The sequence below is a fragment of the Planctomicrobium limosum genome (assembly GCF_051465645.1).
Lineage (GTDB): Bacteria > Planctomycetota > Planctomycetia > Planctomycetales > Planctomycetaceae > Planctomicrobium.
In genome coordinates, this window is record NZ_CP195790.1 from 172,926 (window position 1) to 197,902 (window position 24,977).

The 24,977-nt window shown below is 52.2% G+C and carries 19 protein-coding genes and 1 tRNA gene; 3 read left to right on the forward strand and 17 right to left on the reverse strand.

Annotated elements, in window-relative coordinates; all coding sequences use genetic code 11:
* The first annotated feature begins 52 nt into the window (after positions 1–52).
* Positions 53–1,612: an asparagine synthase-related protein gene (locus tag SH527x_RS00640; protein ID WP_437192725.1), complete on the forward strand. Its 1,560-nt coding sequence runs from the start codon at positions 53–55 to the stop codon at positions 1,610–1,612.
* A 472-nt stretch (positions 1,613–2,084) separates the two neighbouring features.
* Here SH527x_RS00640 and SH527x_RS00645 read toward each other — a convergent pair whose 3' ends face one another.
* The 16 genes from SH527x_RS00645 to SH527x_RS00720 all read right to left on the reverse strand — a co-directional run bounded on the left by SH527x_RS00645 (position 2,085) and on the right by SH527x_RS00720 (position 21,205).
* Positions 2,085–2,282: a DUF4177 domain-containing protein gene (locus SH527x_RS00645; RefSeq protein ID WP_437192726.1), complete on the reverse strand. Its 198-nt coding sequence runs from the start codon at positions 2,280–2,282 to the stop codon at positions 2,085–2,087.
* Between the two features lie 284 nt (positions 2,283–2,566).
* Positions 2,567–4,216, reverse strand: coding sequence for an alkaline phosphatase (locus tag SH527x_RS00650; RefSeq protein WP_437192727.1), 1,650 nt, complete (start codon positions 4,214–4,216; stop codon positions 2,567–2,569).
* A gap of 506 nt (positions 4,217–4,722) precedes the next feature.
* Positions 4,723–5,121 (reverse strand): CAP domain-containing protein, encoded by a 399-nt coding sequence (locus SH527x_RS00655; protein WP_437192728.1) that lies wholly within the window; start codon positions 5,119–5,121, stop codon positions 4,723–4,725.
* Between the two features lie 902 nt (positions 5,122–6,023).
* A complete protein-coding gene (locus tag SH527x_RS00660; protein ID WP_437192729.1) occupies positions 6,024–6,983 on the reverse strand; it encodes a nucleoside hydrolase in 960 nt (319 codons plus the stop codon).
* Between the two features lie 17 nt (positions 6,984–7,000).
* Positions 7,001–8,284 carry a Gfo/Idh/MocA family protein gene (locus tag SH527x_RS00665; protein WP_437192730.1) on the reverse strand — a complete coding sequence of 428 codons (1,284 nt, stop codon included), beginning with the start codon at positions 8,282–8,284 and terminating at the stop codon, positions 7,001–7,003.
* A gap of 379 nt (positions 8,285–8,663) precedes the next feature.
* Positions 8,664–9,572, reverse strand: a complete 909-nt coding sequence (locus SH527x_RS00670; RefSeq protein ID WP_437192731.1) for a carbohydrate kinase family protein — start codon at positions 9,570–9,572, stop codon at positions 8,664–8,666.
* Between the two features lie 300 nt (positions 9,573–9,872).
* On the reverse strand, positions 9,873–10,070 hold the full coding sequence (locus SH527x_RS00675) for a hypothetical protein (protein ID WP_437192732.1): 198 nt from the start codon (positions 10,068–10,070) through the stop codon (positions 9,873–9,875).
* Positions 10,071–10,689: 619 nt separating this feature from the next.
* Entirely contained in the window at positions 10,690–10,917 is a 228-nt protein-coding gene (locus SH527x_RS00680; RefSeq protein ID WP_437192733.1) for a FeoB-associated Cys-rich membrane protein, read from the reverse strand.
* Between the two features lie 101 nt (positions 10,918–11,018).
* Positions 11,019–13,316 carry a ferrous iron transport protein B gene (feoB, locus tag SH527x_RS00685; protein WP_437192734.1) on the reverse strand — a complete coding sequence of 766 codons (2,298 nt, stop codon included), beginning with the start codon at positions 13,314–13,316 and terminating at the stop codon, positions 11,019–11,021.
* Between the two features lie 132 nt (positions 13,317–13,448).
* Positions 13,449–13,679 (reverse strand): FeoA family protein, encoded by a 231-nt coding sequence (locus SH527x_RS00690; RefSeq protein ID WP_437192735.1) that lies wholly within the window; start codon positions 13,677–13,679, stop codon positions 13,449–13,451.
* Positions 13,680–13,762: 83 nt separating this feature from the next.
* Positions 13,763–13,993: a FeoA family protein gene (locus SH527x_RS00695; RefSeq protein ID WP_437194662.1), complete on the reverse strand. Its 231-nt coding sequence runs from the start codon at positions 13,991–13,993 to the stop codon at positions 13,763–13,765.
* 470 nt (positions 13,994–14,463) lie between these two features.
* Positions 14,464–16,560 (reverse strand): DUF1553 domain-containing protein, encoded by a 2,097-nt coding sequence (locus tag SH527x_RS00700; RefSeq protein ID WP_437192736.1) that lies wholly within the window; start codon positions 16,558–16,560, stop codon positions 14,464–14,466.
* Between the two features lie 132 nt (positions 16,561–16,692).
* Complete coding sequence (locus tag SH527x_RS00705; protein WP_437192737.1) at positions 16,693–17,241, reverse strand: sigma-70 family RNA polymerase sigma factor; 549 nt, start codon at positions 17,239–17,241, stop codon at positions 16,693–16,695.
* A gap of 219 nt (positions 17,242–17,460) precedes the next feature.
* The gene (locus SH527x_RS00710; protein ID WP_437192738.1) at positions 17,461–18,735 is read right to left on the reverse strand and encodes a DUF1501 domain-containing protein; all 1,275 of its coding nucleotides are present in this window, start codon (positions 18,733–18,735) and stop codon (positions 17,461–17,463) included.
* Positions 18,736–18,949: 214 nt separating this feature from the next.
* Positions 18,950–20,617 carry a DUF1549 domain-containing protein gene (locus SH527x_RS00715; protein ID WP_437192739.1) on the reverse strand — a complete coding sequence of 556 codons (1,668 nt, stop codon included), beginning with the start codon at positions 20,615–20,617 and terminating at the stop codon, positions 18,950–18,952.
* A gap of 216 nt (positions 20,618–20,833) precedes the next feature.
* Positions 20,834–21,205, reverse strand: a complete 372-nt coding sequence (locus tag SH527x_RS00720; RefSeq protein ID WP_437192740.1) for a DNA polymerase ligase N-terminal domain-containing protein — start codon at positions 21,203–21,205, stop codon at positions 20,834–20,836.
* A gap of 533 nt (positions 21,206–21,738) precedes the next feature.
* On the opposite strand from SH527x_RS00720, the gene SH527x_RS00725 reads away from it, so the two are divergent.
* The gene (locus SH527x_RS00725) at positions 21,739–23,451 is read left to right on the forward strand and encodes an isochorismatase family protein (protein ID WP_437192741.1); all 1,713 of its coding nucleotides are present in this window, start codon (positions 21,739–21,741) and stop codon (positions 23,449–23,451) included.
* Between the two features lie 168 nt (positions 23,452–23,619).
* On the opposite strand, the gene SH527x_RS00730 is transcribed toward SH527x_RS00725, so the two are convergent.
* Positions 23,620–24,444 (reverse strand): glycerophosphodiester phosphodiesterase, encoded by an 825-nt coding sequence (locus SH527x_RS00730; protein ID WP_437192742.1) that lies wholly within the window; start codon positions 24,442–24,444, stop codon positions 23,620–23,622.
* Between the two features lie 431 nt (positions 24,445–24,875).
* On the opposite strand from SH527x_RS00730, the gene SH527x_RS00735 reads away from it, so the two are divergent.
* Positions 24,876–24,949, forward strand: a tRNA-Pro gene (locus SH527x_RS00735).
* Positions 24,950–24,977 lie beyond the last annotated feature (28 nt).

Here is a 24,977-nt window from a genome sequence, read left to right on the forward strand (position 1 = left end):
TATGGGGTTGGAGCACGAGAAAAACGGCCCATCTGGGATGATGGAAGAGGTCTTGAAGCTGGCCAAGTCACCGGCACAAGCCTCAGATTACCATAATCTGACTGGAGTTTTTGTTCTGGGAGCATGCTCACCCCGGGAGATCACTCTGTTCACTGATCGTATGGGCGTCTACCCGGTCTATCAGGCCCCCTCGAAGTCGGGGAATCAGCTCGTTTTGGGCACCCACCCGGAAATTGTGGCCGAGTTGTCAGGGCGCAAAAGCGATTTCGACGAGATTTCTTTAGCTGAGATTCTAATCAAGAATACTGTGACGTTTCCGTTCACGACTAGAACAGGAATGGAAGAATTCTCACCCGGTTCAAAGATCCAAATTTTCAAGAACAATACAAATCAAACACAAATTCAAACGACCCAACTCTGGCTGCCGAGTGAACCAAAGCGTTGGCCATCTTTGCAAGAGTCCGTCGATCAACTCGAAAGTGCACTTCGGTTCGTCGGCGAGGACCTGACGCGAGGCTCTAAAAAAGTCGCCGCAACGCTCAGTGGTGGAGCGGATTCCCGTGTCGTACTGTCCTGTATTCCTGCTGACAAGAGGTCTGTGGCGATTACCTATGGAGACCACGTCAACTTTGAAAACGAGATCGCGAATTCAATTGCGACAGCTGTTGGAGTGGATCATCGTCTCATCATTCGACAACCGGAAATGTATGCAGAAATCCCCGCATTAGAAGCCCGCCTGCTGGGATATGAACGAGGACCTGGACACTGTCATGGTTATGCCCTTAAATTGTCAAAAACGAAAGTTGACTTCGATCTTCTGCTTTGCGGTGATCGGGCTGACACGTTGGTTAAGGGGATTTATGTACCACGAAGACTCTTTGGGTTCTATCACAATAAATTCAACCCCATTTGGTGCATCAAAAACTGGAATTCCCCGATTAATATGACCACTAAGGGGATTTCCGACGTCCAAAAACTAATCCGCCCCGAAATTGTCGAAGCCATTCATCAACGAGTTCGTTCACATCTCCGGTTTCTGAAAACATTCCGGGCACGATCCGCCATTGAGTGGTTTAACTTTTATCCACTAAGTCGGCACGAGCACATTTCTTATGCGCATTCCTGCATGCGATTTTTTCCGCACGACGTTCCATTCATGCATGCAAGTGTGTTGGATGTCGCTGCCTCAGCAGAGCCTCATCGCAAGTATTCTAGAGCTTTAACTGTGCGTGCGTTCAATAGGCTTGCGGGAAGTGTCAATAATATCATTGATGCAAACGATGGATTACCATCAAGCTCAAGTCCAATGCGAAAGCGAATCAGAAAATCCAGAAAGAGGCTAAGACAGTTATTCGGACGCCCAGAAAAGTCCGCTTCCAGCGTCCAGCCAGGAGCCTTCCCTTGGTTTACAAATGACTCTTGGGTTGATTTGCGCCTTCTCCAAAAGCATTCACCGATATGGCAGGATTACCGAAAATCCGGTCTGAATGACAATTCATTGGTGAGCCGTCTCTTCCGTTCCCCACCGTCGGAGTTGATTCAGAAATATGATGATGGGGCTCCTGAGTGGTTTCAATTCAATTTGACTCATTTGTCAAATGTTAACCTCTAAAGCCTGTTATGGACTACACTACCATGAAATGCGGGCTTTTTCGTGATTTTGATATCTGATGCCATCGTTTCGCTGCCGTTGGTGGGCCGCTTGTCGGTATGCATAGTCACAGAACCGCCATCAAACCCTCAGGAAACGCGTTTTCGCAGCACAACCCCGAGCCTCGGCGTTAGAAGTGGGGAAGAGTTATGGTTCGCCGGGAATTCTGGCAACCTTACCGGAACCGTACCAGCTCACATCATCTCTGAGGAATAGTGAAGCAATTAAGCCAACGGAGCGTTGTCCATACTGAAATTGGACAACAGCGTTGCCTCCCTGCATTCTTGCTTTCGAAGCCATTAGATTTTTGACATCAGTGAGATTCTTGAGTTGTGCCGATGTAATTATCCCATCGATTCGGACTTCAATTGAGCCAATGATATCACAATTGGAAGGCATCCCCTCGATGAAGCGCACTCCATCTGCGACTGTCTCATACATGCTCTCTCTCCAGTACGATGACCATTTCGTCTCGGCTTCCTCCGAATGAAGGAATCGAGGCTGTTGCCATCCCTTTAACTCTCCAACCCTGTTCGGCGTAAGCGTTGAGGGCTTTTTCCAGAGCCTCTGGATCGAACTTCCCAGAAAACCATTTGTCTTTCTGTGTCAGTACTTTGTATTGAACTTGCATTCTTGAACTCACGCTGATCAGTGGATTTGATGAAACTGTCACTTCTGACGTATTTAATTTGATTGATTATCCTGTGCTCAGGTTTGCTTGCAACCAATCGGATGGGATGTATGTCTTTGTTAGATGCTTATTCCCTATTGAAAGCTAAGCGTGATTTAAAAGGCGTTGGCACAGAGTGGGCATGAAAAAACGAGAGTGACTTTGGGGTCACTCTCGTTTTGATTTTCTTAAGGGACGGTCAGGTGTGATGGTTGGTCACCCTGACGGGCTGGTCTGGCAAGTTTCTATTCTGCTGCTGACTTTTCGGTAGGCTTTCGGATGAGCACCTGAGGGTCGACCATATGCAGGTAGTGACCGTGGTCGGCTGTTACGATCATGACGGTCTCGTCCCAATTGCTGTGCTTCTCGACCCAGTCTGTGACGGCCTTGACTGCGTTGTCTCCACTGATCACGGCTCCGATGGAGTTGTCGATGTTGTTGTCGTGGTTCGCCCAGTCAACATCACCAGCTTCGACCATCAACCAGAATGGGCCGTTATCTGTGTTCAGATAGTTCAGAGCCACGTCTGCCATCTGGGCGAGTGTCGGGTTCTCTTTAACATCTGCTTCGGTGTACTTCTCGGCCTTCTTGTTGCGACCGATTGCTGGATCAAACTTCCCATCTGCCGTTCGGAATGGAAGATGTCCGTTTGAAACGCCGTAGTACCCGAAGAACCGCTTTCCAGTTGCGGCAGCATCCTGTGCCTTGGATTGCATCTCTTCAGCTCCTACGACTCCTTCTGAGCGTTGAGCGATCACGTATCGTCCGCCATTTCGCACGTCGGATTTCTGAAGGTCTTCGTCTGTGAGATAGGCATTTCCAGGAACGAAGTTCTCTCCCTGTTTTGCATCCTTTGGCCGAGAGACCCCGTGTCCACATCCGATCAGCAGATCGACGCCGGGCAGCGGATTTTCTGGATGACTGGATGATGGGAGTCCTAGCAGATCGCGGGTGATGTCCTGATAATCGTCACGATGGACGTTATGGGCGTATGCTGCTCCCGGTGTGGCGTGGCTGATGGGGACACTTGTTACAACCCCGACCTTGTACCCTTGACGTTGAGCCAGATGAGCGATCGCATCGGCCTGACTTCCGTGAACGCCCACATTGATTGAAGCGTTATAGGTCTTGATGCCTGCAGTCATGCTGCTGGCTGAGCTGGCGGAATCTGTATACGCCTGCTTCAGACCGGGGAGAGCTGATTTCCCGATCAGATACGGAAGGTCGGTCGAAACGGACCATGGATAGATTCCGGCGACTTCGTATGCATATCCCCCGCGCATGGAAGTGTCGACCTTCAAGACTTTCTGCTTGTTGATGTCGAGATCGGCGTCGTCGCACCAAGGGGTAGTGACCATCCACCCGAACTCAGTGGTTCCCTTTGCGGTGTAGTCCTGCATGTGCAGTCCTGTTCCGCGACCGGTTTTGTAGGCGACTGCATTGTTTTTGTAAGTCGCAGCATTCCAGGTCGTTGTCCAGTCCATGCCGTCAAAGACAACGAGAATGATATGCTTCTTTCCAGCGGCCAGCGCGGCCTTCTGGATATCAAAGATGTTGGTCTGATCGAAGTATGGCGCTTCCGGATTCAGAGTCCCATTAGGAACATGATCAAAGAGGCCCTTCAACTTCTCTTCTGAAGCGAACGGGCTGTTCTTTCCCTGATACGACTTCAAGTTGATCCCCTGCCCTGCCTTCGCGGTTCCAAATGTATAAACCGGAATCAGGCGATTGGAGTGACTTCCCCAACCCATGTAGTTCGTAGCGTCTGGGCCCCAGAATCCCCAGGGGGCGGACTTGGATTCAATTGCTTCTGTTTGCAGGTCGCGGATGTTGTCAGCCATGGCTGGACTGGCGAGTGCCAAGAGTACCAGCATACTTCGACCGAACTTTGTCATTGCTTACCCTCGGGAAGTAAGAGATTGAATTGAAATCAGTTGGGCAGGAACAGGAACTCGAGGGCTGACAGGTTCAATGTGTGAAAACATTTTCAGCCTGCACTCGATTGGTTCCATCAGCCGCATTCCGGAATGGTGCTCCTTTTAGAAGTGGAGACACCAAAACCATGAGTCAGGGGACGAAAAGGGATCTATTTCGCGGTCGATACCAATGTACTCAAACGCGCCAGTTTCAGCATGGCTACGTTGAGAGTTTAACAGAAATCTCACATTGGCGGGTGGCTTGACGACGTATAAATCTGACTGGAGAAACTAAGAATGGATCCATCACGGGAGATGATTTCTGATGACCGGCCACCCATTCGGCGGGGGAGCTGAGTGGTTCTCAGAGAAGTCGACTGCGTGACGCTGTGAGAACTCAGGGAGGATCCAACACAAAGAGAGTTGTGCGATTGAGGTGTCGCACAACTCTCTTTAGTAGAGAAATCAAATTTCGAGCGAATCAATTAGCGGTAGACGCCTGCATAGTACATGCGACCGCTGGCACTTCGTGCTGAACCAAAACCGCAAGATCCATTCCGTCCTAGAACCCAGACGCGATGGCCTGAGGAGTTGATCCATCCTTGGATACAGGAAGCTGCGTTCGGATAGCCAACCGCAACAACTTGCTCGCCCCCACCGTGGTACATGACATCCCGTGCTGCCATGTTTTGAGCCCAACGCTGAGCGACGTTGCACAGATTCTCGTCCAGCCGCTGGGCTGGCAGACCGTGTCGAGCACGTTGCTGGCTGGCAGCGCTGTGCATCGACTGGATCATTGAGTTCTGGGACAACGGCTGCGCAGGTGTTGCAGCCAAAAACATCATGGTGCAGCAAAGGAGTGCGAGCATTCGGAGATTTAACATACGACTTCAATCCTTTCAGGGAAGAATGCCAGCTCTTGTTCCAAACCGAAAGCAACACGCTCTCGCGAACCGGCGTTCATCGTCTGGCGCCCATGATGGGGCCAGAGGTTGCCTGAGCACTCGAATTATTCGTGTGTTCATTGACTACCTGAGAGAGAATGTTGGCGTTAATCCGCCGCGCGTTCAATCCCGAAATCGGCCATTCTTGCCGACTTAACAGAACCACCAAAATGCCCCATTTGCAAGGTTGACAGCCAGTTTTAGGTTTACTAGTTGGTCGTAGTTGCCCATTTTGATGCGTTCGTCTGGTGATGTTGGTCGTATGGACTGTATTGGACACCTTATGACATTCAGGTGAGATGTAGTGAATGTGCAGCTGCGAATAGGGGCCAGTTCCCATTCGCACTATCCAGAAATCACGTTGTTGGATGACCCGAATGCTTAACCGGGAACTGCAGCTTGATCATCCCTTTCAGACTGCTTGGGAGGATCAGATTTCTCAGCAAATTTCGCGCAGACATCGAAGAGGGATGGGTCGGTTATCTGCGGCCATTCTGACTTCCATGAATCAGCCGCAACCCGATTGCGGATGGGGTCTGAACTTCAGGTCGGACACAGTGCAAACCTGTCGTCCTTTCAACCCGATCTGCCGATTAACGGGCCTGTTGAGTTTGCGAGATGCGAGTGTATGGACACCGTGCAGCGATATCGGTCCAAGTCACTCAGACACACTGAATTCGTAGTCGCTTTGAACGTGTGCTTTGAGCAGCATCGCAGGTCGGCATGGGGGACTTGAGTTGCGTCGCAGGGAAGAAGGATGCAACTCAGTGAGTGAGGTTCTGCGTGCAATTTTGCTGCATTTGCGACCGTCAGCTGGTTCGATTCAGCGAGAGAATAAAGGGTTATGGGTTGGCTGCGGCGCGAATTAACTTGGTCACGTAGTCGCGTACTCCCACCGAATCGATTCCACAAAGAACATCGATATTCGGCTGATGGCGTCCCAATCCGCGACGATCAAACACGGTCATCCCCCGTGTCAGTTCGCCTGAGACTTCGACGTCGAGTTGAAGCGACTGACGTTCGAAAAGTTCAGGATGAACAAGTGTGACGAATGCGGCAATTTCCGGAAGCAGGAGTCCTTCGCGGCCCAACTGAATCCGGCTCTCGCGTAACGCGTACGGAAGTGACTTTGAAAGGAACTGACCAAGCCGAGAGAACTGGTCAACTTCAAGGGCATCGTACTGGTCGAACGTCAGCCCAAAGTGTGAGCAAATATCGAGAGGAGCAAGGATTTTTGTGGCGGGCGATTTGAGGATTAAACGAGCCGATTCCGGGTCTGCATAGATGTTAAATTCTGCTGCCGGAGTGACGTTTCCCTGCCCCTTTAATGAGCCGCCGAAACTGACGAGTAACTCCAGCTGCTGCAGGAATTCGGGGTGACGTTCCATGGCGAGTGCCACATTTGTCAACGGACCTAGGGTGAGAAGTGTGACCTCGCCGGGGTACTCCCGGACAATATCGACCAAAAGTTTTGTCGAATCGATCGGCGCATGCGGCAGCGCTTCGATGATTTCGCAATCTCCGAGCCCGTGAAAACCGTCGTGCAAGAGGATTCCGGTCCGCTCAGGGCGATCCGGCAACGCGATTCGCGGGGAGGTGCACCAACCCAGCCGTGGCCAGCGTGGCGGATCGATCAGTGAGATGATTGTTTGCAGGTTGCGGTAAGCTTGCTCTCCGGAGACCGTTCCGCCGGTGGATGTCACCGCAATCACGTCAAGTGTTGGGTCAAAGAGTGCAAGAGCAATTGCAATCGCGTCACCGATTCCCGGATCAGCGTCAATGATTACCTTTTTTCCTGACATGCCCCCTCCTGATGAGGTCAGGTTCCACTGATTTTGCCAACCAGCAATTGGTCAGCAGCGGTGTCTCCAATGAATGCCATCGCCCGAGGATCAAATCGGACTTCACGGCCAAGCCGGTAAGAAATGTTTGCGAGGTGACACATTGCCATGCTCTTCTGCCCGATGGACAGGTCAGCATTTGCTTTGTGTCTGGTGCGAATACAATCGAGCCAGTTACTCAGGTGGCTTTGGTGGAGCTCGCTTGCATCAGCAAAGCGGCCTGACGGGCCGTCGTAGATCTTCCAGCCACTGCGATCAATGACGAGTGTTCCCTGTTCGCCATAGAATGCAGCCGCTGCGGTCCGGCCTTCGAGCCCGCGATGGTTCCACTGTCGATGTTCCCAAGTTACGTCAACTGTTGGGAACTCGAATTGAACGGTCATTGTGTCTGGGGTTTCGCGATCATCTTTCAGCACACGATTTCCACCGGTCGCGGCGATACGTGTGGGAAGATCAAGGTCCAATCCCCAGCGGACCACGTCGAGTAATTGAACGCCCCATTGTCCCAGCTCACCGGAGCCGTAATCCCAGAACCAGGGCCAATGCTGGTGAAAGCGGTTTGCCTGAAATGCCCGTTTGGGGGCCGGGCCGAGCCAGCGGTCGTAATCAACTCCTTGAGGCACGTTTGATGTGACAGCGTGTCCGATGCTGCGACGACGATGTGTTGCCCAAGCTTTTGCCAGATGGACTTTCCCGATTTCCCCTGCTCGCAGTGTCTCAATTGCGGACTGGAAGTGAGTACCGCTGCGCTGAGGTAAGCCAGTCTGAACAATACGGCCGGTCTGTAGCGCAATTTCGACAATCGCCTGACCGTCGTTGATCGAGTGCGCAACAGGCTGTTCAAGATAGACATCTTTCCCGGCCAGGCAGGCATCTCGGCAGATTGCGGCGTGCCAGTGATCAGGCGTGGCAATGACAACAGCGTGAAGGTCATTCTTCTCAAGCAGTTGTTCATGTCGCGTCATGGCGACGGGACGGTATCCGGCACGATCAGAAATCTGGTGCTGTGCTGAAGCGAGTGCCTGAACATCGACATCGCAAATTGCAGCAACTCGAACGCCCGGCAGCGAGGACATTCGACCAGCCAGATCTCGCCCTTGATCCCCCATGCCAATCACGCCGACGTGAATTGTTTCATTGGGACCAATTCGTTGGGAAGCACCGAGACTGAGAACTCCGACTGCGACGCCAGCGGCATTCCGGGCAGTCTTGCCGAGGAAGTCGCGTCGATTGACGGGTTTGTGAGTCGGAACAGTGCTCATGTGTTTTCGATCAGACTGCGGAGTCGACACCTGACAGCCAAGTTCATCGTCTTACCTGCACCTGCTTACCTGCACCTGCTTACCTGCACCTGTTGATGTGCCCGCCTGCCTTTCATCAATTCTAGCCAATCAATCCATGTTGTGGCGAATAAATCATGTGGATCATTTGCAGGATTTGATGATCGACGAAACTGAAACCGGAAAATCAGGTTACAGCGTCTTGCACACAATTCCAGAGGTCAGGCCATTGTGATTTTTGGGGAAGCTCAGCAGACCGGGTGCTTTGTATGCAGAAATGACTGGGACGGGAGCATTTGAGCCCTATCCCAGTCATCTTGATCGTTGTTCTGATGCCTGCTGCGAGTACCTGCGATTTGCTCTATGGCTGATACTGTTCAACCAGTTGAGCGAATTCTCTGGTGAGTTCTGGCATTGCCCCTTGTCGTGAGGCGACCATCGCTCCAATTCGATTCGCGAACTCAGCGGAGAGGCCCACCGGCCAGCCTTGCAGTTGAGCGAAGACGAATCCGGCGGTGAACGAGTCCCCTGCTCCAACGGTGTCGGCGACCTTCACTGGACGGCCAGCGATGTCATGCTGCTCGGATTCTGTGATCACGAGGCAGCCGAGTGCTCCGCGAGTAATGCAGACGAGCCGCACTCCAAATTGCTGGATCAGCTGGCGTGAGAACTCGACTGGATCGTGCGACAACCCGAGCAGGTTTGCGATCAGTGGCTGTTCTTCATCGTTCAGTTTGACGAAGTTCGCCAACTGCAGAGACGCCCTGATCCACTCAGGGTGGTAGTAGCTCTGTCGCAAGTTGACGTCGTAAACACGCAGACTTGTTTCCGGAGTTAACGCCACGGCAGCCTGAATTGCCTTGCGTGAAATCGGGTTTCGCTGAGCCAGTGTTCCAAAGCAGACCGCGTCTGCCTTCTTCATCACAGCTTCAAGTTCTGGAGTGAGTTCGATCGCGTCCCAGGCCACGTTCTCGTGAATGATATAAGAAGGATGCCCATCCTGCAGCGTCACTGAGACCCAACCGGTAGGGCGTTCCGGGTCACGTTGAACGACGGACAAATCGAGTTGCTTGTCCTTCAGTGAGTCGAGCAGTTCATCCCCTTCACTGTCCGTTCCGACCCGAGTGACGAGAACGCCGTGACAGCCAAGTTGTCCTGTCTGGAAAGCAAAGTTGGCCGGTGCCCCACCTGACCGTTTCCCATCAGGGAAGACATCCCACAGGAGTTCGCCCAGACCGACGACGACAGGAGCTTGGTTTGAAGATGTCATGACTGCAGATACCAGAGAAGAATGCGTTGTCCGTGAATTCAGGAATGTCTGCGATCACAAAGGGCGTTCTCTGGAAGAGAAACCACAGTTCGTCACGAGTCCCTGAGTGCGAACATGATAGAGAATAACGGCTTAAATGAAACTGCAGAGCAACAGGGAACGCTCTGTTCCGCAGTTGTCCTGTTGTCGTCCCTTACCGCCGTCATCTCATCGTATTCTTCTGACTGAAACGCCTGATATCTGAGATCTGTGATTGATTGCCATCAGTCAGGATTTCACATCGTGACCTCTGGACGCGACTTACCGAACAGGAAGGGCCGTCAGGCGTTGACGCAGTTTTTCCAGAGCTTCGTCAATCGCAGCGCGACGTTCTCGCCATGCGAGCAACCGTTGGGTGAGTTGTTCGGCTTCGTCATTCAGTGCAGTCCGCTGCTCGGAGAACTCCTGCTCGATTCGACGCAGTTCTGCAGGTTCGATTTCTTTGTATTCGACGAACATGAGACTTCTCCTCAAATGGCCGGTCTGGCCAGTCTTTGATCACGGACCAGGGGGCTCGTGGCGTGATCTGTTCAACCTTCGTTTTGCGACAGTTCCGTGTTGCCGTCGCTCTGAACGAAATAGGACTCCTCACTTTTATCGTCAGGAGCTTTGGCGATTCTGGATGGTTTTGGTTGTTCTGGTAAACTTTTTCGTTGAGCTGAAGTTTGCTCGTTGCATAATTGTGACAGTCGGAAAAACCGTCGCAATGTCGACGCTGTTTGCCCCGATTTTCTATGAGTCATAACCTGAATGACCAGAACAGCTGGTGCAAGCGGTCAGGAGACGCGAGTGAGTTGGCATATTGCGCACAACCGATATCAGCGGCTGAAATGGAAATTTCGCAACGGGTTAGCACGCCGAAGTCGAGAAAGAGAAGCCTGGAAAGAAGAGTTCCAGCGTAAAGCGAACTCACCCTGAAGACCTGAGCGATAAGAAATTGGGGGAACGATCGTCAGGAAGATTGACGACGCTCCCTGCGCTGCTCTGCCTGTGACTGCCGAGTTTGGCCTGAGAGACCGTCGAACCACCGAAACTGGTTTGTTGCGATTTCGAGTGCAGTCAACAACGACTCATTCAGTTACCGCTTCTTCCCCGAGGACTTTGTGAAGTCTTCAAGAGAGACGATTGAGGAGCGTTGAGCGTCTTTGGTGTCACTCGTATTTGAGGGGCAACCACTGCACTTTGAACCACACCCGGCAGATGATCCGGTCAAGGAACGCCAGCTATTTCGAATGAGCAGAATGGCAGCCATCACAACGATGCCTGCGGTGATCAGCGTTTGCCAGTCAATGATGCCGTCAATCATGGTGATCACCTTCAAAGCGGTTCATCCACGATGGCGCTCTCTCTGATTGAGAGAGCGCGAACTTCACCGAATCAAAACGGGACAGAACAAATTGTCCCGCTTTATCCCATTATCGCAGTCCCGATCTGGTAGACAAGGAATGCAGCCACATACGCCAGCACGGTCATGTAGACGAAAGTAAAGATCGGCCACTTCCAGCTGTTTGATTCCCGACGAATCACCATCAGTGTTGCTCCACACTGGGCACACAATGCAAAGAACACCATCACAGAAAGTGCGACCGGCAGCGTAAACAATGGAGAACCGTCTGGGCGAGTGGCAGACTGAAGCATCCCGATCAGACCGGGGTTTTCTTCATCAACATCGCCTCCGAGACTAAAGATCGTTCCCAGCGTGGCGATAATCACTTCACGAGCAGGGAAGGAAGCGATGGCCCCGATACCAATCCGCCAGTCCCATCCCAGCGGAGCAACGACCGGTTCAATTGCGAGTCCGATCTGTCCGAGAAGGCTTCCCCGAATCAACTCACCATTCATGTGATTGATGCGGTCTTGTGTCTCGGAAGATGCAGCGAGGATCTGCTCCTTCTGTATCTCAAATTCGGCGATCTTGCTGGTGAATTCTTCCTTCTTTTCGTCTTGTTGCAGAGCCTCAATCTGTCTGTCGAGAAGGTCGATCTTCTCCTCATTCTGTTCCTGTTGAGCTTCAAGTTGATGAACAACAGTGTGGTCACCTGGGAAATATCCAGCTGCCCAGATCAGGATGGTGACACAGAAAATCAAAGTCCCTGCACGGACAACGAATTCCTTGGATCGATCATAGACTCGGTCCAGAACGATGCGGACAGATGGCCATTTGTACTCAGGTAATTCCATGACGAATGGAGGAGTTTCACCTGGGAAGAGCGTCTTTTTGAAGAGCCAGGCAGTGGGGATCGCAATCAATGCCCCGAGCGCCTGCATGAGAAAGAGAACGAGCCCTTGCAGGCCAATCTGCCCGCCGAGCCAGGTTGTCGCTGGGACAAAGGCGCCAATCAGAAGCACGTAAACCGGGAGTCGTGCAGAGCAACTCATCAGCGGAGCGACCAGCATCGTGACCATTCGATCGCGGCGGTTCTCAATTGTTCGAGTCGCCATCACGCCAGGGATCGCACACGCAAACGACGACATCAGAGGCAGGAAGGATTTCCCACTCAGTCCGATGCACGTCATTAACTTGTCCATCAGGAATGCTGCGCGTGCCATGTACCCGCAGTCTTCCAGAATTGAGATGAACAGGAACAAGAGGACGATTTGTGGCAGGAAGATGAGGACCGATCCCACACCAGCAATAATTCCGTCCACCAGCAGGCTGCGCAACATTCCCGGAGGAACGACAGCCGCGATCTGTGCGGTAATCGATTCCTGTCCCCACTCGACAATCCCCATCAGGGGGCCGGCCCAGGTGTAGATCGACTGGAAGATCAGGAACATCAGCACGATGAAGAAGGCAACTCCAAAGAACCGATGAGTCAGGAATTTGTCGATCTTGTCGCTGTGTGTTTGAGCATGGGCGGATTCGGTTCTCGTGACCACTCCATCAAGCTGCTTGCGAATCCAGTCATACCGGGCTTTGGTTTCCACGAGTGGAATCCGGCATCCGCCTGCAGTGAGTCGTTGTCTGGCCGCACTCAGGTATTCGCTGAGGTCAGAATTGAGATTCAATGACGCCTGATGTTCTGCTTCCCCGTGAACATCCATCAGCATGCGTTCAAGCAGGAATGTTGGCGGTTCTGCAGTCCCCTGTCCGACAAGCCATTCTTTGAGCAGTTGTGTTTCCTGACCAAAGATCTCCGGAAAAAGCTTCGGAGGAGCAACCGGTTCTCGATTGGCGACGCGCAGGATGGCATCTCGAACGTCATTCAATCCTTTGCGCTGGTGAGCCGAGGTGACAACGACTTCGACATTCAGGCGTGCCTCAAGGAGCTTCGCATCGATGCTGACTCCATTCCTTTCGGCGATGTCGCACATGTTCAGCACGAGCAGCATCGGAATGCCTAACTCGCGCAGCTGCGAGAAGAGATAGAGATTTCGCTCGAGATTGCTGGCGTCGACAATACACACAATTGTGTCTGGTCGTTCCACGTCCTTCTGACGCCCCAGCAGGACATCCACTGACACCATTTCATCTGCAGAACGTGGCGACAGGCTGTACGTTCCCGGCAGGTCGACCACCTGCACGTCGTGCCCGTTGTGCTTGAAGCTCCCCAGCTTCTTTTCAACAGTGACCCCGGGAAAGTTTCCGATCCGGGCTTTGCCACCGGTCAGGCCGTTAAACAGCGTGCTCTTGCCAGTGTTCGGATTTCCGATCAGAGCAATGGTCAGTGACTTCGACGCAGCAGGTGGAGCAACCGAGGACATAATCAAGCTTTGTTTCGAGGAAATCGCCTTGGGGCAACTGCGTTCCGGGATCAAGATCTCAAGTACTTTGAGTGACGAAAGATGGTCATTGCCTTGCCCTTCTTTCGATCTGAATCCAACAGTTGGACAGGTCTATTGCAGGAGTGAGATCGAGACCCGTTTCGCTTCGGACTTTCTGAGTGAGAGCCGGTAGCCACGAATGGCGTACTCCACAGGATCACCTAATGGGGCGAAACCAATGACGGTGATCTCTTCGCCATCGGTGAGTCCCATCTCCATGAGACGCGTGGCAATTGCATCATCTCCTGAGATTTCCAGAATGGTTGCCCGTTGTCCAATTCGATTCAGTTCGGCAAGTGTCATGGAAATGGTGTGATGTCAAAGAGAGGGAGTGGGAGAGAACCAATGCCGCAATCATTCTGGATTGCAGATTGGATATTGAACGTTCAGGGGTGGGATTTTGCCGAGACTGCGTCGGTGTGAATCTCAACGAGAATCATGACAGACGAATCACAGCGGAAACTGAGACGTTGATTGCCGATCGCGATGATGCTGGGTTCCCCAGGTCGCACGACTTCGATGACAGCTCCCTCGCGAAACCCGAGTTCTTCTAGTCGGTGTCTCAGCTCGTTTGCCCCCTCCATGTCAACAATGTGGCCACGTTGCCCTGCGCTCATCGCACTCAACGGGAGTATGACCACAGCAGATCCTGACTTTGGGGCGAGTGGACGACGGGTCGGCTGACCACAACATCCAAGGGAATTTTCAACGTTTTTCGAAACCGGGAGTTGGTTGAGTGAACCTTGTTGAGACTAAGTCTCAGTAGTGTTCTCGATATTGTAGCGGTGTCTCATCGGATTTCAAAAGGGATCAAGGAACTCATGCGACCGAGAAATCGCCAGATGGCATCAACAACAGGCGATTTCTGCAAGAAAGCAGAATGAAGGAATTTGGAATGCGTGCGATTCCAGGCTGACTTCGCTGACAAATCGCCTGCCGGGAGGCAATCGGAATGTCACAAAGGGTTCAGGCGAGAAAACAGAACGGGAGAGTGAGCCGTACAGCGTAGAGACGGCTCTGGGAAGCATGAACAGTGAATGAGTTGTCACCAGAACCGGTCTCGCGGACTCGGATCAATGTTCACTGCTCAATGATTTACGGCGAATTCACTGCTATTGAGGTAAGCCCAATAGACGTCTTTCAGGCTTTCGGCCAGCGCGACCTGATACGGGATGTTCCGCTCGGCTTTCGCTCGAATCGAGCGTTTGACAAGGTCGCCAATCTTGTTCAGCTCGTCTTCAGAAGGGACCCGAGACAGAGCAGCAAGAGAAAGTTGACGGATTCGCTCTGACTCATGCCAACCTCTGTGGTTGATGACCTGAGAGAGGACCCGACTCTTCTCGATGTCGGTTGCTTTGAGAACGAGGTCGCCATTGATCATCATCAAGGCTTGCGTCAGCGTACCGTCGAAGGTGCTGGATTCGCTGTTCTCTTCGGTTTCTACTGAGGTATAGAACCGCGAAAGCCACTCTTCCCGATTTGATTCGACCTGTCGATCAAACAGTGTGCTGGAGTTCGCCGTGTTGGCGATCAGTAGAGAGTCATAGAGTTGTTCGGCTGTGAGAGGTTTCACGTACATGCGGGTGAACAAGGCGAAATCACCGAGTTCAGGCGTATCTCCCAGCTGCTTTTCTGGAACCTGACTGCTCAACTGGTAGGCGTCCGACAGGCAAATCCAGCGGACAAGTCGTTTGACGTCGTAATCGCTGGCAACGAATGCGGCTGTCAGTTGTTCGAGCAACTCTGGATGGCTGACCGGAGTTTGCGGTCCCATGTTGTCGATGGGATTGGTGAATCCGTATCCAAAAAACTGAGCCCAGGTCCGATTTACGAACGCACGAGCGGTTTGTGGATGATCCCCGCTGAACAGGAGGTCTGCCAGTTGATCACGCAGTGGCGATCGAGGTTCAGTCATCACCTCGACCCCGCTGTAGCTCGGGTAGGCGACCTGCAAAACCCCTTTCAGGCTTTCGTAGAACGTCGGTCCAAATGTGTCGTTGTTGACTAACTCTCGGGTGTAGATGGTTTCATTCTTCTTAGGATCGAATGCCATCGACTCTTTGATTTTTGTTTGCTGGAAGAACGCATTCAGTTCCCAGAATTTGGACTGCTCCCAGTTCTTGATCTCCGGGTGCTGATGGCATTGTGCACACTGCAACTGCTGGCATAGCAGGATTCTTGCAGCAATTGCTGTTGCGGGGACCGCCTGATTGTTCAGATGGGCCAGCAGGAAGTTGGCAGGTCCATTCTCTTGAGTTCCGACGGCGGCAATCAGTTCTTCAACCGTGTCACGCCATGGACGGTTCTCTCGGAACTGGCGATTCAGCCACGCATAGAGCGTTTCCCGATGAATTCCCTTCACGCGAGCGCGACCGACGAGGAGATTGGTCCAGACCGATGCCTGATGTCTGGCGAATTCCGGATTCACCAGCAAACGATCCAGTACGTCCGCTCGCTTGTTGTCTTGATTGCTGTTGAGGAACTGTTCTGTTTCCTTGGTCGTAGGAATACGGCCAGCAACGTCCAGATAAATACGTCGAATCCATTCCGAATCGGAAGCAACAGGACCAGCAGAGACGCCGGCTTCCTTCTGCATCTGTTGCAGCTCATTGTTGATGAGTTGCACGATGCCTGTATCAGAACTTGGGAGTGGTCGAGTCGGTTTGTTAGGTCGACTTGGGATTGAGACTGCGTGGATATTGTCAGCCTGAGAGTTCTCCCCGTTTCGCATTGGAACGGCTGGGAGAGTGATCTCTGGGATGATCGATGGTCCTGCCGAATCGGTGTTGGACGAGTCTGAGTGCGTCACCGAGTGTTCAGACTGAGCAAGGTCAACGGACGCTGATTGTCCATTGTTTCGCGGCCAAAATGAGATGGTCGCGAGAAGCAGAAGTGATGCACCAATCGCAGGAATGAGAAACAGGCGGCGTGTTGGCCTTTTGACGGATACCGGTTCTTCCTGCGGTGGAGCTGATGGCTTGTAGACAGGCATTTCTGTCGAGCCCGCTCCAGCGGCATCCCAGTAGAGTTCCCCGTGCAACTCCATAGCTTCGATGTAGAGGCGGAGTGCGTCGCGGTCTTGAAGTGTGATCGCTTGAAGTCGCTCAATCTCTTTCTGTGTGGCGATCTCTTCGCAGAGATTCTCCACAACTTGCAAGATGAATTGGCGTTCGCGACTGGTCACGGTACTACTCGAATGAAACGGTTTGAAATACCCTGGAATTCCCAGGCGTTAATTACTGATTCTCTTGCTACTGACTGAAATGGCAGTCAGTGAACACGTCTTGAAATTTTGTCTGTTACTGCGTTGAAATTTCTAAGTAGGAACTTCAGTGGCAAGTTGTCTGTGAATGCAATCGAGCAGGATCTTTCGAATTCGCCCGAGTGACTGATACACCGAATTTGCTGGACGCCCTAACTGGACTGCAAGGTCTTTACCGGAATGCCCAGGTTGATAACGCTGCTCGATGAGTTCGCGGTCACTGGCTTGTAACTTTGAAAGGCAATGGTGCAACGCTTCTCGTCGCAGTTCTTGCTCTCCCGAAATTTGGGCTGCTTCTTCAGCAACCGCGGCCACGAACTCTTCAGAAAACGTGAGCTTCTCTCGTCGGAATCGCTGCCTGTGCTTGAGGATTTCAAATTTGGCAATCTGACGCGCCCAGCTGAGGAAGTTTGTGTCGACCACAAACTGGTCAAGCTTGGCCCAGATGACCAGATTCGTTTCCTGCAATATTTCTTCTGCACTGTGGACGTTGCCGACCTGTGCAAGAATGAATAGGTACACCGCTCGCTGTGACCGCGTGAAGAGTTGGACAAACTCTTCGCTCGGAATAATACGAGGCCGAATTTCCTCTGAGTCTGCCACGTCAGTTCCTACATCGACTCAAACAGAAAATGAGGAACAAGGTACCCGCTCCTGTTCCTCATTTCCTGTTGTTCCCCAATCAAAATGACAGTGCTCAACGAATTGAGATGCCAGTTCGATTCCAAGTTCCGTTTCGCTTCAAATAGCTCGGCCCTGATAAACGTGACTGCAGGTCAAATGCCGGAAGAACGATTCGACCGGCGATTGCTCTGCTGCGATTTAGCTGATCAAGCCTTTGATTGGTTGACCGCCATTTGCAAGTGGCATTGGACGACCACGTTTTGACGTGTGGACGGTGTTCAACGGGATTCGCAGTGCATGAGCGATTGTTGCCCAGAGATCACCTGGAAGGTAACTCTCGCTGATGATGCGGTCACCGTCTTCGTTGGTGGCACCGATTGCCTGTCCGCCCTTCAGTCCACCACCCCCGACAAGCAGCGACCAGCTGGTTGCCCAGTGATCTCGCCCGACGTTCTGGTTGATACGTGGAGTACGACCGAACTCGCCCATACAGACAATCGTGACGTTCTCCAGCATTCCGCGCTGTTCAAGGTCACGGGTCAGGCCAGCAATTCCGGTGTCCAACTGTGGCAGGTTGGTATTCTTCAGACGATTGAAAACATCGTCATGCAAGTCCCAGCCACCTGGGAACTGAACTTCGATGAATGGAACGCCCTTCTCCACCAGTCGACGGGCCATCAGCAGCATGTCACCGAACTGGTGCCCGCCGTATGACTGGCGGACTTCAGGCGCTTCTTCGGCAACTTTGAATGCTGACATCTGCGAAGAGGTCATCAGGTTGATGGCCTTCTTATAGACGTCCTGGTGCGCCTGTCCGGCGTCGCCACGGTTGGAGCGAATGAAGTTTGTTTCAATCGTTCCCAGCATCTGGAGACGCTGGTTCAAACGCTGAGCGTCCATCCCGTCCATCTTGGCGTTCTGAATATTGCCGCGTCCATCCACCACGAATGGGGCATGTGACATTCCGAGGAAGCCTGGATTCATGCTTCCACCTCCGATGGAGATGAAGGCCGGAATTTCCAGCTCTTTGCGCTTTGGAGCGAGTTCGTAGCTGACGACCGAACCGAACGGTGGGTGAACCACGGTTGGGTTTGGAACGTAAGCACTATGCATGTAGTAAGTACCACGCATGTGATCGGCTTCTCGGGTGCTCATTGAGCGTACAACCGAGAGTTTGTCCATCACCTTGGCGATTTCCGGAAGCTGCTCCGAAATCTGCAGGTCACCCTTGGTGCTGATCGGTTTGAATTCGCCGCCGTTCTTTGAGTTCGGCTTCAAATCCCACATGTCGATTGTCGGAGCTCCGCCGTTCAACCAGATGAGGATGCACGCCTTCTGGTTGGACTTCACTTCCGCAGCATTTGCCTGAAGATGCGACAGGAAGTGCGATGCCCCTAATGCCGTTGCTCCTCCCATTGCCATGTGGCTCAGGAAGTGGCGTCGAGACATACCGGTTGGAATCGTGTCGAACATGTTTGAGGTCTTTCTGCTCTTTACGAACAACATTGTCAGTGCGAGACAGCCGAACCTGTTGGATTTCGTCTGTCCGATGCGGTTGCTCGAATCTGATTGTCAGATTCGAGCAACCGTTGTTGGCCCGCACCGTTTTTCTTTATCAGGACAATGGCACGGCTTGCTTGCTGATGCCTGTGATCCTGATTCTGTACTACTGAAATTCAAAAGTCTCTTAGTGATTGACGATGAACTCGTTGGAGTTCAGGAGAGCCCAGTACAGGTCCTGATAGGCTCGGACCGGATCTCGTTCTGATGCCATCAATCGTTGCAGCTGACGGATTTCGCCTTTGTCAGGACGTCGTCCAAGTGCTGCGATAAACATGATTTCAACACGGCTCGCGTCGTTTCTGTGACGTGGGTCAGACAGAACTGACGTGACGAAACTTCCCTTCTCTCCGTTGATCGCTTTCTGTACCAAGGCACCGTTCATCATCAACAGAGCTTGTGGAATACTTCCGCTGAAGAGAGTTGGTTCGTCATCTTCGTTTCCACCAAAAATACGGAGGAAGTCAGTCAACCATCGTTCGCGTTCTCGCTGATCGCCTGTCAAGATTGCTCCACTGCCGTCTGCACTGGTGGCAATCATGAGCGAGTCGTACAACTGCTCGGCCTGCATGGTTTTGACATACATATGGCTGAACAGCGGAACTTCGCCGGCTGACGGATTGTCGATTTCGTTCTTGCTGTTGTACTGACTCGTTAAATTATACGCCTGAGTATTGCAAATCCAACGGATCAGTTGTTTTACGTCATAGCCACGAGCGACGAATTCTTCTGTCAATCGTTCAACAACTTCCGGGTGACTTTCAGGGTTGTGAGGTCCCATGTCGTCGATTGGACGGGTGAAACCGTAACCCATGAAATGGCCCCATGTTCGGTTGACCATCGCTCGGGCTAGCTGATGCTGCGGATCAGTACGGCAGATCAACTTGGCGAGTTCTTCGCGGCGGTCCGGGGTGTCTCGTTCGATTTCGTTGCTGAGGTAGGTTGGGTACGCAACCTGTACCAAACCGCCCCGGTTTTCGAAGTAGACTGGACCAGAGAAGTCTCGGTAAACGAGTTCCGAGTAATCGTCGACCATGCGGCCGGATTCAGGATCGTACTTGTCGTGATCCTGACGACGGGCCTGACGGAAGAAGGCGTTGAATTCCCAGAACTGATTCTGCTTCCACTCGTTGAACGGGTGGTTATGGCACTGTGTGCATTGAACCTGCATCCCCAGGAAAATTCGGGCTGTGTTTGCGGTCGCTTCGACGTGGTACTCTTCCGAGTTCACGTTTCCGGCCAGCTGAGCCAGCAGGAAGTTGACGGCACCGTTTTCTTCAAAGTGCCCTTCTGCAGTCAGCAGGTCGTAAACAATGTCATTCCATGGACGGTTTCGAGCGAATGCTTCTCGCAGAAACTTTCGCATTCCAACCCGACTTGTCCGGTCAGGAGTGTTTCGTCCGATCAGAACATTGGTCCAGACTTCGGTGAAATTCCGGATGTAGTTGGGGTCAGCGAGCAGTTCTTCGATCAGTTTGGTGCGTTTGTCTTCAGACTTGTCATCGAGAAACGCCAACACCTTCTGGGCTGGTGGAATGTGCCCGACAATGTCCAGATAGACCCGACGAATCCACTCTTCATCTGAAGCGATCGCGCTTGGCTGGACTTCGTTGTCTTCCCAACCCTGTGCAATTTCACCATCAATGAACTGAACAACGCGATCTGAAAGTCCAGTGCTGAACTTCTGGGGAGGGGCAGCAACAACAGTTGACGCTGCAAACAAAACCCCCAGCACGGCGAGAAATTGACTCGCTTTGAGAATGTTGTCTTTGTGCATCATGTTGTCCAGTTGCATCTCATGTCCCTTTCAGATGGAAAGTGTATTTCAGGACATGGTTAGCGCCATTCCCCTGAAAAGATCTTCCCTTCAAAATGAATACCACGATTTCGCCTCAGACTGTTCGCTTCAAATCGAGACTTCTTATAGATTTTGTCACATTCATTTCGGTAATGCGAACGTTTTCGAGGGTCGAGACTGGTGCTTTCTCGAAGTTTCGTCGACTGTAAATTCCTATTTTAAAGCTTGTTGTGTCAATTTGATCATCGTTTTTTCTCCATTCTCGATGAATTCTGCGTTCCACTTGAACGTTTTCCCGTTCAGCTGCAGGTTCCCGGAGAAAATCATTGGTTCCGCGTTTAAGGCTTGGGGCTGCTCGGAATAATCCCCATGCTCGAATCGGTGGACGCTCCCCCGGTTCATGGAGACTGGGCCTTCATAGTTCAGATAGTGAATTCTGTGATCGGCGATTGGCACTGCTTCAATGACGCATTCGGCAGTCGGTTGCGATAGAAGTCGCCACGTTTTCAGAATTCCATTGGACTCGAGCATGAGGTCCCAGTGAAGGTCCGGCCAATCGTGGGTCAGGATTACGAATTGTGGCATGATTGTTTGTCGTCTGTTCGCATTAGCTGAATGTACTTCCACTGGTGTCGAATGGAGCTGTCATGCTTACAGGAAGGTGATTGTGCGGAAAACCAAACGCTCTTGGCTGAGTGTTTTGCTGAAACGCATCGTGGACGGCCTTCCTGGTGTGAACTTGTTGGGGCTGGAACGAATAGGCAGGTCGTTCTAGTAAATCTGTTATCTTCTTATATGAGTGATTGTTGTTTTATAGGCAGGGATTTCGCTATTCATGGTAATGAGCTCAACTGGAGTCTTCCTGTTGAGTGAGGGCGATTGTCAGCCTCTGGCGGGAATGGCTGTGTCTGACACTGAGAATTTATTAGGATATTTTTAAGGCCTGTCAGGTGAAACTGACTACTAAAGTTGACTTTGCTTCTGGTTCATGAGCGTCTCACACAGGTTGAGTGTAGGCAAATCTGGACTGCTTCCGGGACTCGATCGTTTTTGTCTGTCCTGTTTCTGTCTTTCAGAACCTGTGACATCAATTCGGATTTTGCTCTAAGGGACTCTGGATGTTTGACTGGATCCAGCAACTGCCGACGCAGGATGGTGCCCCTTTACTGGGAAAAGTCCGTCTATTGCGGGAGTTGGGGCGCGGGGGAATGGGCGTCGTCTATGGAGGCTGGCACTCCAATCTGGACATCCCTGTCGCGGTCAAACTTCTGAAAGCGACTCTCTCTGAAGGGGGAGACGCAGCGGCCCGATTTCTGAGAGAAGCACGTATCTGTGCTTCGATCGACGAACCGGGGCTCGTGCGTGTCTTTGACTTCGATCATATCGCGGCAGGCGCGTATCTTGTCATGGAGTATGTCGCCGGGAAGAATCTCGACGAAGTGATCGCGGCGTCGGGCCCCATGACAGAAGCTGAGGTCCTGACTCTGCTCCGAGACATGTCTGTAGTCTTGATGTCGCTGCATCGAGGCGGCGTCATTCACCGGGACATCAAACCTTCAAACCTGTTGTTGAGAGCTGATGACGGCCGTGTGAAGTTGACGGATCTCGGCATCGCCAAGATGGAAAAATCTGGTGATTCGGCCGAGACGAAGGGGATCATGGGGACTCCTTCATTTATGAGTCCCGAGCAGATTCGCAGCCCGAACGATGTGAGTTCGGCGTCCGACTTCTTCTCGCTGGGGGCAACGGCCTTTTATTTGCTGACAGGGAAACGCCCTTTCGATTCTTCAGGCAATATCTTTGAAACAATGCAGAACATTTGTAATCAGCCGCTACCGGTTGAGGTTCTGGCACAGGCAGGAGTAAGCCAATCAACGATTGATCTGATTGCGTCTCTGACTGTGAAATCAATGTCGGAACGAATCAACGATGGACGCCAGCTGCTCGGGCGACTTCCTGCAACGTCGGTTCCGTTTCGTTCAAGCATTCTCACGGCGTCGCGGCCTGACCATCCTTTGAAGCGATCTGATACCACGAGTTTTGCGAGCCCTAATGCCGAAACTCTTTCACCGAATTCGATTCAATCGAACCCGGTCGGAGTAACGACGTATCAAACTCAGCAGTCACGATCATTGCTGATTTGTGAGTGCTTGCAGAACGATTTTATCGCTCCCATTCCGTCTGGTCAGCCGATTCCCAACAAGCTCCATATTGGACGGGAAGAATCCTTGCGTCTGGTCGGCGCTGATCCCTCAAAGGGCCCCTTGGTTCGTGCTCTGTCTGCCTGCGCATCGGCCGAACATGTACGGGTCGTTCACATTCGCGATTGGCACGATCCGGACGATCCAAGACAGCAGGCGGAACTCGAATTCTTCGGACCACACTGCATCATGGGGTCGCATGGTGCTAAGTTCGTCGATGCGGTGGAAGCATTTAGTCGAGATCGCGGCCGTTCGGCAATTGTCGACGCGACGGGGATTAATGACTTTGAAGATACGCCGTTATCAGACACTCTTGAAGCACTTGTTGATGATCATTCCCGTGCTGAAGTTCCAGTCGGTGTGATCGGGGTCTGGACGAACGTGAAGGTGCATTACCTGCTTTATGACCTGAAGACGCGCGCAGGGTTTCATAACCTGGCAACATGTTCGAAACTGGTCTCGGCACCTGATCGGGTCGAGCACCGAAACGCATTACGCCAGTTAGAAACGGTCCTCGGTGTCAAAGTCTTCCACGAGATTGATGAGTTTCTCGCGTTTCTCGGTGTCCGCGCAGGCTCAGGGAGTGGGGCGACAATGTCTGAAACATTCGTCGGCACGTTGATGAACTGATTGCACGCTCCCCTGCTCTCCGATAATTGCGGCCGTATCAACGCATTGCAGCATTGCTTTAATGAAAGATCCATCGAGCCGGACACAGTGTGCGAGCTCGATGGATCGTTTTCTGAGGACCTCAGGCCGGACGTTTATCTGAGGCGGAGTGAATTCGGAATCGATCCCCTACTCTTTGGCGATCTTCTGTTGGAGAGCCTGAATTTGCAGTGGAATGTCGCTGCAAATTGCGTCAACTCCTAACCCGACAGCGAGGTAGTAATCCTCAACGGTATGGCCAGGCCACCCGTTCACTTTGATGCCTGCCTTCTGTGCATCACGGACAGCAGCCCGTGATGTCCCGTCCATTTTGCAGCCGACTCGAATGGCGCCGAGTGCTTTGGCTTTCTCGATAAACTCAGGTGTGCATGGTCCACCGGTGATGTACAGCAGTTTTGCCTGAGGATCCATTTTGTGCAGGATCTTCAAAGGGCGATCATCAAATGATGTGAAGTAGTAGTATGAACCCTTTGGCTGCTTTTTCGTCGCCAGAGCATGGATCTTCTTGCAGTATTCTTCGAGGCGTTCGTCTGGATAGAGTTCCTTCTTGCTGGTCTTCATTTCCAGTTCGAGATAGATGCCCGGCTTGTCTTCGAGGTAGGTTAGAAACTCTTCCAGAAACAAAAATTTCTGTCCGCTCTTCTTGGATGTGATCGAACGCAGTTCGTCTGCGGTTTTGTGCTCGACAGGCCCGGTGCCATTGTGTGTGCGATCGAGACTGTCGTCGTGCAGGATGACGAGAACCCCGTCTTTCGTCATGCGAATGTCGGTCTCGAAGCCTTTAATGCCCTTGTCGTAGCAGCTACGAAAGGCGTCCATTGTGTTCTCTTCGAACTCATGGGCCCCACCACGGTGTGCGTAAAGCAAGCCTTTTTCTTGTGCTTGAACGGAGCTCGCTGCTCCGGCCATTCCTCCTGCCACGACAACGGCTGCAACCCACTGACAAAATCTCATGAGCATGGTCCTGTTCAAATGCAACTTGGAGGCTTAGAGCGAATTTTCTTCGTGTGCCACGATCGTGTGACTGGCAGCGACAAATTGAATCGTGTCGATACATGGAGAATGCCGAACGGGCCCTCATCATGCAACCCAATGGAAGGTCGTTTCGCTTCCAACAGCGAAAGCTCCAGAGAGATGCAGGGAGCAAACCAGACTTGGGAGAGAGGCAGGCTCCTCTGCAGCGGCAACCGCAAATCTTCCTGAAGGTCCTGATTCCTGCAATGAGTGGGGAAATGTGGTCTTGAACGTCTGTACGACACGCTTGTATCACGATGATCCACAACTCCCGACGGTCAGGTTTCAACTGCTTTGACATCGACTGCGGAACACGACTACTATCCGCTAGCTGTCGAAGTTGAATTTTGACTTCGTCGATCAGGCAAAATCGGGACGTAGCGCAGCCTGGTAGCGCGCTTGACTGGGGGTCAAGAGGTCGCGTGTTCGAATCACGTCGTCCCGACTTGTAACGCAACGGCTTACGACAATTT

Excerpts from the sequence above, each read along its gene's own strand:
- SH527x_RS00645 (WP_437192726.1), bottom strand. The coding sequence starts at position 2,282 with ATGCAAGTTCAATACAAAGTACTGACACAGAAAGACAAATGGTTTTCT.
- SH527x_RS00650 (WP_437192727.1), bottom strand. The coding sequence starts at position 4,216 with ATGACAAAGTTCGGTCGAAGTATGCTGGTACTCTTGGCACTCGCCAGT.
- SH527x_RS00655 (WP_437192728.1), bottom strand. The coding sequence starts at position 5,121 with ATGTTAAATCTCCGAATGCTCGCACTCCTTTGCTGCACCATGATGTTT.
- SH527x_RS00660 (WP_437192729.1), bottom strand. The coding sequence starts at position 6,983 with ATGTCAGGAAAAAAGGTAATCATTGACGCTGATCCGGGAATCGGTGAC.
- SH527x_RS00665 (WP_437192730.1), bottom strand. The coding sequence starts at position 8,284 with ATGAGCACTGTTCCGACTCACAAACCCGTCAATCGACGCGACTTCCTC.
- SH527x_RS00670 (WP_437192731.1), bottom strand. The coding sequence starts at position 9,572 with ATGACATCTTCAAACCAAGCTCCTGTCGTCGTCGGTCTGGGCGAACTC.
- SH527x_RS00675 (WP_437192732.1), bottom strand. The coding sequence starts at position 10,070 with ATGTTCGTCGAATACAAAGAAATCGAACCTGCAGAACTGCGTCGAATC.
- SH527x_RS00680 (WP_437192733.1), bottom strand. The coding sequence starts at position 10,917 with ATGATTGACGGCATCATTGACTGGCAAACGCTGATCACCGCAGGCATC.
- feoB (WP_437192734.1), bottom strand. The coding sequence starts at position 13,316 with ATGTCCTCGGTTGCTCCACCTGCTGCGTCGAAGTCACTGACCATTGCT.
- SH527x_RS00690 (WP_437192735.1), bottom strand. The coding sequence starts at position 13,679 with ATGACACTTGCCGAACTGAATCGAATTGGACAACGGGCAACCATTCTG.
- SH527x_RS00695 (WP_437194662.1), bottom strand. The coding sequence starts at position 13,993 with ATGAGCGCAGGGCAACGTGGCCACATTGTTGACATGGAGGGGGCAAAC.
- SH527x_RS00710 (WP_437192738.1), bottom strand. The coding sequence starts at position 18,735 with ATGTTCGACACGATTCCAACCGGTATGTCTCGACGCCACTTCCTGAGC.
- SH527x_RS00715 (WP_437192739.1), bottom strand. The coding sequence starts at position 20,617 with ATGCAACTGGACAACATGATGCACAAAGACAACATTCTCAAAGCGAGT.
- SH527x_RS00720 (WP_437192740.1), bottom strand. The coding sequence starts at position 21,205 with ATGCCACAATTCGTAATCCTGACCCACGATTGGCCGGACCTTCACTGG.
- SH527x_RS00725 (WP_437192741.1), top strand. The coding sequence starts at position 21,739 with ATGTTTGACTGGATCCAGCAACTGCCGACGCAGGATGGTGCCCCTTTA.
- SH527x_RS00730 (WP_437192742.1), bottom strand. The coding sequence starts at position 24,444 with ATGAGATTTTGTCAGTGGGTTGCAGCCGTTGTCGTGGCAGGAGGAATG.